This window comes from Prevotella pallens (genome assembly GCF_900454935.1).
In the GTDB taxonomy this organism is placed as follows: Bacteria; Bacteroidota; Bacteroidia; order Bacteroidales; family Bacteroidaceae; genus Prevotella; species Prevotella pallens.
Genome location: NZ_UGTP01000001.1, coordinates 1,840,607 through 1,852,880, shown reverse-complemented (window position 1 = coordinate 1,852,880; position 12,274 = coordinate 1,840,607). Strand labels below are relative to the sequence as shown.

Genomic DNA, 12,274 nt, shown 5'->3' with positions numbered 1-12,274 from the left:
GCCTGCTAATATTGTGCACAGTTCCCACCTTATAAACCAATGTTTTAAGTAATGTATCGGCTACGATTCTTTCACGTATCCGTTACATTTATATGGGCATATCGTATCAACAGAACTCTTATCTAATAGTTTTACTTACGTGTAAGTAAAACTTTATTTACGTGTAAGTAGAACTTTACTTACGTGTAAGTAAAACTTTATTTACGTGTAAATAAAACTCTACCTTGCGTGTAAAATTGGTGTACGTGCATAAACTGCGTGAAAGAATACTGTAGAAATAATATGTCGAACTATAATAATCAATTGGTTTCAGCCCTATAAATGTATAAAAAAAGCCGATTGCGCAATACAATCGACTTTTCTATAAGCGAGTAATCTTATAATATTCTACTTCGAATGGTATAAATATTTACGGAAAACCAATAGTTAATTAACGCATATACCACAAACCGTGCTTCTTAAGCATAGGTACCACCACCTGTTCGGTGGTGCTGTCGCCATAGTGTAACAATAAGTACGCATTTGCCATACTGTCTTTTGCAAGGAATTGCGCACTACGAACACTCACCTTTTTTATGCCCTTATGCTCTTTCTGTTGACGTTTAATAAAGTCCTCAAAGTTTTTAATCATCTGGTTTTTGTAACTCTCTGGAAGTTTGTCTGGCAGGTTTAATCCTTTCATAAATAGTTCGTGTTTACCCGAAATGAGATTTTCGTAATAGTGCTTTGCAGCTTCTGCAGCAATAGCCGCATGGTCTATCTCATTCTTCTTGTTGCACGAAACTGTTAACAAACAGCCAAAGATCAAGGCATAAAGTAAATGTTTCATTCTTTTATAAGAGTTTACTTCTGACGTATAAATACATTAATTGGGCACCCATTTAGATTCCAGTGTTCGCGAATTTTGTTTTCTAAGAAACGACGGTAAGCTTCTTTCACATACTGCGGCAGGTTTGCATAGAACACAAACGATGGTATCTGTGTGTTTGGTAGCTGCGAACAATATTTTATCTTTATATATTTACCTTTTACCGATGGTGGTGGTGTTTCTTCAATGATAGGCAACAACACCTCGTTTAGTTTGGTAGTTCCAATGCGTGTGTTTCTATTAATGTACACTTGTTTGGCTATATCGAGTATTTTGAAGATGCGCTGCTTAGTGAGTGCCGATGCAAAGATGATGGGAAAATCTACAAATGGAGCCATACGCTCGCGAATAGCATTCTCGAAAGTCTTAATAACCTTCTGGTCTTTGTTTTCTACAAGGTCCCACTTGTTTACAACTACTACCAAACTCTTATTGTTTCGCTGAATGAGCTGGAAGATATTCATATCCTGCGCCTCAATTCCGCGAGTGGCATCAATCATTAGAATACACACATCAGAGTTCTCAATACTACGAATAGAACGCATAACCGAATAGAACTCAAGGTCTTCCGTAACCTTGTTCTTGCGCCGAATACCAGCAGTATCAACAAGGTAGAAGTCGAAACCAAACTTATTGTAGCGTGTGTAAATGCTGTCGCGCGTTGTACCCGCAATATCTGTAACAATGTTGCGGTCCTCGCCAATGAAAGCATTGATAAGACTGGATTTACCAGCATTCGGACGTCCAACAACAGCAAAGCGTGGAATTTCATCATCGATGCCTTCGTCTGGTGCGTCGGGCATACGTTTGAGAATCAAATCGAGTAAATCTCCAGTTCCACTACCCGTTTGTGCACTAATGCAAACAGGGTCTCCCAGTCCTAAACGATAGAAGTCTGCCGACATATAGTATTCGCCACTATTGTCTACCTTGTTAGCAACAAGTATTACAGGGAGTTTCGTGCGCCGAAGAATCTGAGCTACATCTTCGTCCCAGTCGGTTACTCCAGTTTCGTTATCAACAACAAATAGCACCAAATCTGCCTCTTCCGTAGCTACTAAAACTTGTCTGCGAATAGCATCTTCGAATATATCGTCAGATTTAACAACCCATCCGCCAGTATCAACTACCGAAAATTCACGCCCGTTCCATTGGCATTTACCATATTGACGGTCGCGTGTTGTGCCAGCCGTATCGCTTACAATAGCACGTCGGCTTTGTGTTAATCGATTGAAAAGAGTAGACTTTCCTACGTTTGGTCTACCTACAATTGCTACTAAATTTGCCATTTATAGTGATGGTCTTTCCCATATAGAGAAACAAATCTCAATGGGTTAAGGTGAGGTCTGCACCTTATGAATATTTGCCGAAGATGACCACGTCTCCAGCCCTCGCACTGTGCGAGAGTTCACCCTACATACAGTCAGGGAGTTGTTTCTTAACTCTTTTGGCATTGCCACCTTGTATATATATACGTGCAGCCAATAGTTTTCACATTCTTTTATTCAGGGTTATAGCCAAAATTACCCAATTCTTTTTGTGAGTTACGCCAATCCTTGTCCACCTTAACATAAGTTTCCAAGTATATTCTCTTATCAAAGAACTTCTCTAAACTCTTGCGTGCCTCTGTAGAAACCTTCTTTAATGCTTGTCCTTGATGCCCAATGATGATGCCTTTCTGGCTGTCGCGCTCCACATAAATAATTGCGTTGATGTGTATTTTCTTCTCATCTTCCTTAAAACGCTCTACCACGACTTCAACAGAGTAAGGGACTTCCTTATCGTAATAACGAAGAATCTTCTCACGAATTATCTCTGTTACAAAGAACTTTGCAGGTTTATCTGTAAGTTGGTCTTTATCGAAGTAGGCGGGACTCTCTGGCAAGAGTTCCTCAATACGCTTCATTAGTACATCAGTACCAAATTTGTTTTTTGCTGAAATAGGTAAGATTTCTGCTTTTGGTAACAAATTGTGCCACTTCTCAACAAGGGTAATGAGTGTTTCTTGGTTGCTTTCGTCTATCTTATTAATGAGTAAGATAACAGGAATCGTCATCTTTGCAACCTTATCTAAGAAGTCTGCATTTTTCTCAGGCTTCTCTATTACATCAGTAACATAGAGCAAAATATCGGCATCGGCAAGCGCAGATTCAGAGAACTGCAGCATCAACTCTTGCATTTTGTAGTTTGGCTTCAGTACACCTGGAGTATCAGAGAAAACAATTTGCATATTCTCTGTATTTACAATGCCCATTATACGGTGTCGAGTAGTCTGCGCCTTAAATGTAGCAATGCTAATTCTTTCACCAACGAGTTGGTTCATTAGTGTACTTTTACCTACATTAGGATTGCCTACTATGTTTACAAATCCTGCTTTGTGCATATCTTTAAATTAAAAAACGCACCTGTCTTTGTTTGCAAAGAAAGATGCGTTAATCTTTTGTTATATACGAATTAAGAATTTTATTTCTTTGCTACTGCAGATGCTCCATCGTACGCCCACTTATAGAAAGAGGCGCCATGAACGAAACCTGCACCGAAAGCTGTAAATATAAGGTTATCTCCTTTCTTTAACTTAGCTTCTTCGTCCCAAAGTGCAAGTGGTATTGTTGCAGCGCTAGTATTACCGTAGTGCTGAATATTAATAATCACTTTCTCTAATGGAACGTTAGCACGTTTAGCTACAGCCTCAATAATTCGTAGGTTCGCTTCGTGTGGAACAACCCATGAAACATCATCTCCAGTGAGGTTATTACGCTTCAAAATTTCCTGAACATCGCTGCTCATACTTGTTACAGCGTACTTAAACACTGTGCGTCCTTCTTGATAGAGGTAGTGCAAACGACGATCTACTGTGAATTGAGATGTAGGACAAACAGAGCCACCAGCCTTCATGTGTAGAAAAGGTAGTCCTTTTCCATTGGTGCGTAGGAATGAATCTTGTACACCAACATTCTCTTCGGTTGTACCTTCAACAAGAACTGCAGCTGCTCCATCGCCAAACAAAACGCAAGTTTGACGGTCTGTGTAATCTACAATAGACGACATCTTATCAGCTGCAATAACAATTACTCGTTTGTAACGTCCGCTTTGAATCATCGTTGATGCTACATCAAGCGAATAAAGAAATCCGCAACAAGCAGCAGAGAAATCGAACCCGAAAGCATTCTTCAGGTCTAACTTTCCTATAACGATAGAAGCAGTTGATGGAAATTTATAGTCTGGAGTTGTTGTTGTAACGATAAGAGCATCGATGCTGTCTGGGTCAGCTCCTGTCTTTTCTAGGAGTTGCTTTGCAGCCTTACGTGCCATATAGCTAGTTCCGAGTCCTTCTTCGGTTAGAATACGGCGTTCTTTAATGCCCACGCGTTCCATAATCCATTCATCAGTAGTATCTACCATACGCGAAAGTTCCTCGTTAGTGAGGACATAATCGGGTACATAGCCACCAATACCAGTGATAATGGCATTTATTTTCTCCATTTGCGTCTTACTCTACAGTTTCTTTTACGATAGCAATTTTACCACGATAGTAGCCACAAGATGGGCATACGGTATGGTAAATATAATAATTGCTGCAGTTAGGGCATACTGCCAATGTTGGAGCTACAGCTTTATCGTGGGTTCTTCTTTTAAGTGTACGAGTCTTTGACTGTCTTCTTTTAGGATGTGCCATAATTCTTTAAACGTTTAATATTTTATTTTTTCAATTTTAATAAGGCTTCCCAGCGTGAATCCATAGGTTTCTCGTCTTCCGAACCGCTTCGGGCGGCAGAGTGTTCATTAAGCGCTCTTATCATGGCAGGATTGCATTTTCCAGGTGCATGCACATGTCTGATAGGTAGAGCAAGTACTATAAATTCATAGACGAACCACGATACATCGAGTATTCCTTCGTTCTCGGGTACAGTAACAAGGTCGTCATCGTCTGAGTATGTGCTTCCAAACTTTACTTCAAGTCGCTGTTGTGTCTCGATAGGTTGTTCCATATCGTCCAAGCAAATGTCGCATGGCAATACAACCGTTCCTTTCTCGTAGAAATCGAGCGTGAAATAATCGTTCTGTGTGCGTACAATCTCTAATGAAACGTACACACTTCCACCACTCACTTCTGAAGCATTAATCGCCTTAAAGTAAGTATTGTCAAGGTCGAACTCTAGCTTATTTAAGCCTTCCGAAAGACCTTTCAAATCTATTTTAAGGATATTCAAGTCCATAATCGGTGTGCAAAGTTACTAATATTTTTCTGATATTAAGCAAATTAAAAGTAAAAAATATCTTGCATTACTATTCTTAAGAAGTGTTAGAGCAAAATTAATCATTTGACTGCAATACCTTCATATCTTTTTTATGCTATTACTTTCTGTTCTCTTTTATTTTCTTATTACTCATCTTGTTTGCTGGCTTTTTATAATATTTAATAAGGTGAAACGAGTTTCTTCGCAATGTGATAAAATTGGGTGGAGGAGTACTACAAAGGGTTCAATACTTATTTAATACGATAATCTTTATAAAATAAAAGTAGTTTATTGGTAACTTGTTTAGAAGGAAGGAGTAGATATATTTATTGTGCCAAGCTATTATTTGCTTGCTTTCAGTTCTATTCTGAATGTAGTTCCTTTGCCCAATTCGGAGCTTTTTACAAATATTTTGCCATTGTGGTATTCTTCTACGATGCGTTTGGCAAGACTCAGACCTAAGCCCCAACCACGACTCTTAGTGGTAAAACCTGGTTTGAAAACGTTGCGTAAGTCTTTTTTCTTAATGCCTTTGCCTGTATCACTAACTTCTACTATTACACGTTCGCCAATGGTTTCTACGCGTAACGTAATTGTTCCAGATACTCCACCCATTGCATCTACTGCGTTTTTACAAAGGTTTTCTATAACCCATTCGAATAGCGAAGCATTAAGACGGATTATTATATCATTATCGGGAAAAACCTTTATTATTTGAATTGTCTTTGATGTACGACGGTCTATATAGTCAATTACGTGGTCAAGCACTTCGCTCAAACTCACTGGTACAGGTTCGGGTAGCGAACCAATCTTAGAAAAACGGTCGGCAATAAGCTGTAAACGTTTTACATCTTTGTCCATTTCGGGTAACAAATCATCGTCAGGATAGTTTTCTTTTAGTATAGTTGTCCATGCCATAAGCGACGATATTGGTGTACCCAGCTGGTGAGCTGTCTCTTTACTAAGACCCACCCATACTTTGTTTTGTTCTGCTCGCTTTGATGTTAAGAGGGCAAATATTGCTACAACCACGAAGAGCATTACGACACCTAACTGTACGTATGGATAGAGCGCAAGACGTTTCAGCATTAACGAATCATCGTAACAAACATCTATATATTCGTTCTTAGCATCTGATAGTTGTATTCTAATATCTTGTTTGTTGGCTTTCAGTCGTTTTGCTATGGCGGAAATGTATTGCAAACTGTCTTTGTAGTTCTTAGCATTGATAGCAACATTACGAAAGTCGGTAACGTTTCCAACATTATCGAGCACTACAACAGGAATTGTATTGTTCTCGTTTAGCACTTTTAAAACCAATGCTAAATCGGTATTTTCATCGGCTTGACTTAATGCGCGCATAGCTTCTGCCCATACTTCCATTTTGCTTCGTTCTTCTCGAGCCAAGTCTTTAGTAAGTATATTCGATGCTACCAGTGACACAACTGCAATTACAATTGCTACTATAACAAGTATAATCTTAACCTGTCTTATTCTATCTGTCCATTGCATAATGCTTATATTAACGGCAGATGGCTTGTTTTATTGTATGAAGTTGTGTCGTGTTGGTATGCTGCTATATATATTAAGGTGTATTTACCAATAGATATATTTCCTGACTTTGCCAACCTTCGTTTAATAGAATATATCATTATCGACTATTAAGCGATGATGAATGCTTTATGAAGATTTCTGGAAATGTAGCATCAGTAGAAAGAAAGTGAGGATACTTTGGGAAAAATAATGATTGTAATGGAATCCGTTTCGATGAAATAATATATTGATGAATTTATTGATAATCAATAGGTTGTAGTAATGTATGAATCGATATATTCTAGTGTGTATGAATTGATATTCCTTATACAAATAGATATCTTCTAACTATCGTGATATAGCCACATAACAGACGTAGTTTTTTGTGATATCTAATTTACAACTGACAGATATCTGAGACGAACGTGACAGATATCTGAAACGAGTGCGACAGATATCTGAAACGAAGGGGAGTCTTACGTAAAATTAAAACGTTGTTATATATAGACAGGCTGTTTAGAAATAATAAGTATTTGTGAGAGTTAAGTTACCCATACACTCAATGTAGACTACTAATACAATAAAAAACACGAAGCTCTAACATTCGAATTTGTATGTTTCGAGTTTTATTTGTACCTTTGAGCCTCAAAAATATATACAATCCAACGGTTTATGGACGACGATAAGATAATAGGAAACAACGGGAATGATACCCCATTAAACGAAGAAGCTAAGAACGAAGATGGTAACGCTGCGAATACAGATGACTATACAGATGTGGTAGCAAATGCCAAAATGGACGACGAAAACGATGTGGACGAGCTACAAAACGACTATGTCTCATCTAACAGATTCGATGCTTCTGCCGTTAAGCACCTATCTGGAATGTATAAAAACTGGTTCCTGGATTACGCAAGTTATGTAATCTTGGAACGCGCCGTGCCTCATATCGACGATGGATTAAAACCAGTTCAGCGTCGCATACTTCACTCAATGAAGCGAATGGACGATGGACGATACAATAAAGTAGCGAATATTGCAGGACATACAATGCAGTTTCACCCCCATGGCGATGCTTCTATCTGCGATGCTCTCGTGCAAATGGGTCAGAAAGACTTGCTTATCGATACGCAAGGAAATTGGGGAAACATCTTCACTGGCGACCGTGCTGCAGCTCCAAGATACATAGAGGCTCGTCTGTCTAAGTTTGCATTGGAAACCATTTTTAACCCTAAAACCACCGAATGGCAACAGTCTTACGACGGCAGGAATAAAGAACCTGTTACTCTTCCAGCCAAATACCCATTGTTATTAGCACAAGGAGCAGAGGGAATAGCTGTTGGTCTATCATCTAAAATACTCCCACACAATATGGCTGAGATATGCGATGCAGCTATAAACTATTTACGTGGAAAGAAGTTTGAGCTTTATCCAGACTTTCCAACAGGCGGTAGCATTGATATTTCAAAATATAACGATGGGCAGAGAGGGGGCACTTTGAAAGTGCGCGCTAAAGTAGAAAAGATAGATAACAAAACTCTTGTAATTCGCGAAATACCTTTTAGCAAGACAGCCAGTACACTCCAAGAATCTATTACGAAAGCAGTAGAAAAGGGAAAACTAAAGATTCGCAAGGTAGAAGATATGACAGCGTCTGAAGTAGAGATACAACTACACCTGACGCCAGGCACTTCAAGCGATAAAACAATGGACGCTTTGTATGCCTTTACCGATTGTGAGGTGTCAATCTCGCCTAACTGTTGTGTTATAGCCGATAATAAACCACAGTTCTTAACAGTATCTGATGTGTTGAAACATTCAGTTGATGGTACATTGGAGCTGTTGCGTAAAGAACTCGAAATACGTAAGAATGAGTTGGAAGAACAGCTATTCTTTAACTCCCTCGAACGTATATTCATAGAAGAGCGCATCTATAAAGAACATAAGTTTGAGACATCTAAAACGATGAACGAGGTTGTTGCTTTCGTTGATTCTAAACTTGAACCTTTTAAAAAGGACTTTATTCGCGAAGTGAAGCGAGACGATATACTACGCTTGCTTGAAATAAAAATGCAACGCATTCTAAAGTTTAACAAGGATAAAGCAGATGAATTAATTCAGAAAATAAGAGCAGAAATAGCCGAAATAAATAAAGATCTCAGCGAAATGGTGCGTGTAACCATAGAATGGTTTAAGCATTTGAAAGCCAAATATGGTAAGGACTTCCCACGCAAAACAGAAATAAAGAGCTTTGATACCATTGTAGCTGCTAAGGTAGTAGATGCAAACGAGAAACTATATATAGACCGCAAAGGTGGTTTTATAGGTACCGACTTGAAGAAAGCAGAGTTCGTTCAAAATTGTTCCGATCTTGACGATGTTATCGTTTTCTTTCGTGATGGTAAGTATCGTATAGTACATATTGCTGATAAAGTATTTGTTGGTAAGGGCATTATCCATCTACAAGTGTTCAAACGCAACGACCGTCGCACTATCTACAATGCTGTTTACCGTGATGGCGAAAAAGGTCCTTATTACATAAAGCGGTTTAATGTGGTTTCCATTACTCGTGATAGAGATTACGATCTTACACAAGGAAAACCAAGCTCGCGGGTGCTTTACTTTACGGCAAATCCAAACGGAGAGGCAGAAACTATTAAGGTTATATTGAAAGACCAGCCAGGTAGGACGCGCCTGATGCGTTATTTCGAACGCGATTTCTCTAAAGTACTTATAAAGTCGAAGACTGCTCGTGGCGTATTGCTTACAAAAGAAGCAATTGAACGTGTATCTTTAAAAGCACATGGAGTATCTACTTTAGGTGGTAGAAAGGTTTGGTTCGATGCCGATGTCAATCGTATCAACTACGAAGAACAAGGGCGTTTGTTGGGCGAATTTAACGATAAAGACGTCATTCTTGTGGTTTTAAACAATGGAGAGTTTTATACTACTAACTTCGATACTGCCAACCATTACGAAGATAATATTTTATATATAGAGAAGTTTGATTCTGAAAAACCATGGACAGCAGTAGTCTACGATGCCGATAATCAAGGTTATCCTTATCTAAAACGCTTCTATATGGAAAGGTCTGTACGTCATCAGAACGTGGTAGGCGACAATCCTAAGTCGAAACTCGTGTTCTTGACAGATGATGCTTATCCTCGCGTAGAAATAACGTATGGTGGAAGTGATGCGGCACGAGGTACAGACATTGTAGATGCAGAGGAATTTGTAGGCATAAAAGGCTTTAAGGCAAAAGGAAAACGCCTTACTACTTTCAAAGTTAGCACGATTAAACAGCTTGAGCCTATTCGCTTTCCTGATTCGGAAGAGATAGAAACGAACGAGAATGCAGCGTCAGATGTGGAAACCGTAGAAAATTCGTCTGTGAATCAGCTTAAATCTGAATCACAAGAACAGTCAGAAGCAATAACAAAGTCTACTAAGACGAAAGAAGACAATGGCGATGACCAACAATTAAGTCTACAATTCTTTGATGAATAAATGGATATGACGTTGCGGAAAATAGTTTTTGTATTCTTATTGTTGCTATATGGTGTTACAATCTATGCGCAAGATACGTTGAGTTCTGGTAAAATTATTACTAATGTACAGCTGGTAGGTATTGGTACCGTAAACCAGTTAGATACATATCTGTCACCAAGCGAATATACAGGAACAGAAATTCGCTATATTTCGCATACGCTACGAGAAAATGGAACGTCGCTTTTGCGCGAAATCATTCATCAAGCACACCTTTCATACACACATAACGCTTCGAATAAAAACAACAATATAGGTGGAATGTACAACTTTCAATACAACCTACACTATGCATTTGCTAAATGGAGAGCGGGCAACGGTACTCTAACAGCTACGGCAGGAGGTGGTATTGATGCTAACATAGGTTTCTTATACAATATGCGCAATGGTAATAATCCAGCACAAGCTTACTTAAATGTAAATATATCACCATCAGCTTCGGCTGCATATACATTTCGTTTGTGTAACAAGCCCTTTCAAGTAAGATACGAAATACAAGCTCCACTCGCTGGAGTAATGTTTGCACCAAACTTCGGTCAAAGTTACTACGAAATATTTTCGAAGGGCAACTACGACCACAACATAATGGCCACTACCATTTTTACTACTCCATCGCTTCGGCAAATGCTTACTATTGATTTTACTTTGAAACACACTACTTTGCGAATTGGCTATTTAGGCGACTTCCAACAAGCACGCATAAATGGCTTAAAATATCACACATGGAGTAATCTTCTTATAATAGGTATCGCACGAAAATTCTCAATATCAAAGATTATTCCATAATGAAAAAGTATAAACGTCTCTTCCATCATACCACTTCTGCGTTAGCATACACATTATTTATAATATCGTTATCTATAATGTCGTTGCTCTCATCTTGTGTAACTAACGACGAGTATCAGAATACCGTACAAGGTAATGCAGAAGCACTTTGGAAGATTATTGATGAACATTATTGTTTCTTTGACCAGAAAGGTATTGATTGGGAAGCGGTGCGAAATAAGTATCTACGGCAGTTCGATAACTCGATGACGGAACGCCAACAATTTGAGGTAATGGCTAATATGCTGTCTGAACTGAAAGATGGACACGTAAATTTATACACTTCTTTTAATGCTGCGCGTTATTGGTCGTGGCATGAAGATTACCCACAGAACTATTCAGACTCGCTCTTACGAAAGTATTTAAAAACCGATTACCTTATAGCAAGCGGAATGGATTATACCATTCTTGACGACAACATAGGATATTTGCGTTGCGAAAGTTTTCAAAATGGAATAGGGGCAGGCAACCTCGATGATATTCTTTTATACTTTCAACCGTGTAGAGCCTTAATTATAGATGTGCGAAATAATGGAGGAGGTGCTCTGAGCAATGCAGAAGAATTGGCAGCAAGATTTACTGATAAGCCAACACTTGTGGGGTATATGCAACATAAAATAGGAAAAGGACATAACGATTTCTCGCCACTTCGCTCACAGATACTAAAACCAGGGAAGGGAATACGCTGGCAAAAACCTGTATTTGTATTAACCAATCGTAGTGTTTTTTCGGCTGCTAACGAGTTTGTAAAGTATATGCGCTGCTTTCCCAATGTAAGAATAGTGGGCGATCGTACTGGTGGAGGAGCAGGCTTACCATTCTCTGCTGAGCTTCCCAATGGCTGGTTAATACGTTTTTCTGCTTGTCCGATGTACGATAAGAATAAGCAAATGACAGAATTTGGAATAGACCCAGACTATAAGGTAAATCTTACTTCAGAAGATTTTCATCGTGGAAAAGACACCATTATAGAATTTGCACGTCATCTTGTATACTAATAATTGCGATAATATCTATGCATAGGTAAATATATGTAAGATGTATTAATTTTCTGTTTTTATTATTAGTTGCCTGCATAAAATATATTTAATTTCGTAAAAGGTATTTCTTAAGACAACCATAAATATTCAGTAGAATAAATACCTTTTAAGAGCTATAAAATATGGGGTCATAAATGATGTAGTTTTTTGTGATATCTAAACCGCAACTGACAGATATCTGAGACGAATGCGACAGATATCTAAGACGCACGTCTCAGATATCT

10 protein-coding genes are annotated in these 12,274 nt (G+C 38.6%); 3 read left to right on the top strand and 7 right to left on the bottom strand.

What is annotated here, in order from left to right:
- Window positions 1-430 precede the first annotated feature (430 nt).
- The 7 genes from DX009_RS07830 to DX009_RS07800 form a co-directional block, all read right to left on the bottom strand.
- Window positions 431-829, bottom strand: coding sequence for a hypothetical protein (locus DX009_RS07830; RefSeq protein WP_115083603.1), 399 nt, complete (start codon window positions 827-829; stop codon window positions 431-433).
- A 14-nt stretch (window positions 830-843) separates the two neighbouring features.
- Window positions 844-2,157 carry a ribosome biogenesis GTPase Der gene (gene der / locus DX009_RS07825; protein WP_115083602.1) on the bottom strand — a complete coding sequence of 438 codons (1,314 nt, stop codon included), beginning with the start codon at window positions 2,155-2,157 and terminating at the stop codon, window positions 844-846.
- 212 nt (window positions 2,158-2,369) lie between these two features.
- A complete protein-coding gene (era, locus tag DX009_RS07820; RefSeq protein WP_006044373.1) occupies window positions 2,370-3,251 on the bottom strand; it encodes a GTPase Era in 882 nt (293 codons plus the stop codon).
- A gap of 80 nt (window positions 3,252-3,331) precedes the next feature.
- Window positions 3,332-4,351: a beta-ketoacyl-ACP synthase III gene (locus DX009_RS07815; protein ID WP_006044374.1), complete on the bottom strand. Its 1,020-nt coding sequence runs from the start codon at window positions 4,349-4,351 to the stop codon at window positions 3,332-3,334.
- A 7-nt stretch (window positions 4,352-4,358) separates the two neighbouring features.
- A complete protein-coding gene (gene rpmF / locus DX009_RS07810; protein WP_006044375.1) occupies window positions 4,359-4,544 on the bottom strand; it encodes a 50S ribosomal protein L32 in 186 nt (61 codons plus the stop codon).
- Window positions 4,545-4,566: 22 nt separating this feature from the next.
- Complete coding sequence (locus DX009_RS07805; RefSeq protein ID WP_115083601.1) at window positions 4,567-5,085, bottom strand: YceD family protein; 519 nt, start codon at window positions 5,083-5,085, stop codon at window positions 4,567-4,569.
- A gap of 363 nt (window positions 5,086-5,448) precedes the next feature.
- Window positions 5,449-6,618, bottom strand: coding sequence for a sensor histidine kinase (locus DX009_RS07800; protein WP_115083600.1), 1,170 nt, complete (start codon window positions 6,616-6,618; stop codon window positions 5,449-5,451).
- 693 nt (window positions 6,619-7,311) lie between these two features.
- On the opposite strand from DX009_RS07800, the gene DX009_RS07795 reads away from it, so the two are divergent.
- The 3 genes from DX009_RS07795 to DX009_RS07785 are packed head-to-tail and all read left to right on the top strand — an operon-like array spanning window position 7,312 to window position 12,008.
- Entirely contained in the window at window positions 7,312-10,146 is a 2,835-nt protein-coding gene (locus DX009_RS07795) for a DNA gyrase/topoisomerase IV subunit A (RefSeq protein WP_115083599.1), read from the top strand.
- 6 nt (window positions 10,147-10,152) lie between these two features.
- Complete coding sequence (locus DX009_RS07790; RefSeq protein ID WP_115083840.1) at window positions 10,153-10,971, top strand: DUF3316 domain-containing protein; 819 nt, start codon at window positions 10,153-10,155, stop codon at window positions 10,969-10,971.
- Window positions 10,971-12,008, top strand: a complete 1,038-nt coding sequence (locus DX009_RS07785) for a S41 family peptidase (protein WP_115083598.1) — start codon at window positions 10,971-10,973, stop codon at window positions 12,006-12,008. Before DX009_RS07790 ends, DX009_RS07785 begins: the two co-directional genes overlap by 1 nt.
- The last annotated feature ends 266 nt before the right edge of the window (window positions 12,009-12,274 follow it).

What these genes read in the sequence shown, in the direction of transcription:
- DX009_RS07830 (WP_115083603.1), bottom strand. Translation starts at nt 829, where the DNA reads ATGAAACATTTACTTTATGCCTTGATCTTTGGCTGTTTGTTAACAGTT.
- der (WP_115083602.1), bottom strand. Translation starts at nt 2,157, where the DNA reads ATGGCAAATTTAGTAGCAATTGTAGGTAGACCAAACGTAGGAAAGTCT.
- era (WP_006044373.1), bottom strand. Translation starts at nt 3,251, where the DNA reads ATGCACAAAGCAGGATTTGTAAACATAGTAGGCAATCCTAATGTAGGT.
- DX009_RS07815 (WP_006044374.1), bottom strand. Translation starts at nt 4,351, where the DNA reads ATGGAGAAAATAAATGCCATTATCACTGGTATTGGTGGCTATGTACCC.
- rpmF (WP_006044375.1), bottom strand. Translation starts at nt 4,544, where the DNA reads ATGGCACATCCTAAAAGAAGACAGTCAAAGACTCGTACACTTAAAAGA.
- DX009_RS07805 (WP_115083601.1), bottom strand. Translation starts at nt 5,085, where the DNA reads ATGGACTTGAATATCCTTAAAATAGATTTGAAAGGTCTTTCGGAAGGC.
- DX009_RS07800 (WP_115083600.1), bottom strand. Translation starts at nt 6,618, where the DNA reads ATGCAATGGACAGATAGAATAAGACAGGTTAAGATTATACTTGTTATA.
- DX009_RS07795 (WP_115083599.1), top strand. Translation starts at nt 7,312, where the DNA reads ATGGACGACGATAAGATAATAGGAAACAACGGGAATGATACCCCATTA.
- DX009_RS07790 (WP_115083840.1), top strand. Translation starts at nt 10,153, where the DNA reads ATGACGTTGCGGAAAATAGTTTTTGTATTCTTATTGTTGCTATATGGT.
- DX009_RS07785 (WP_115083598.1), top strand. Translation starts at nt 10,971, where the DNA reads ATGAAAAAGTATAAACGTCTCTTCCATCATACCACTTCTGCGTTAGCA.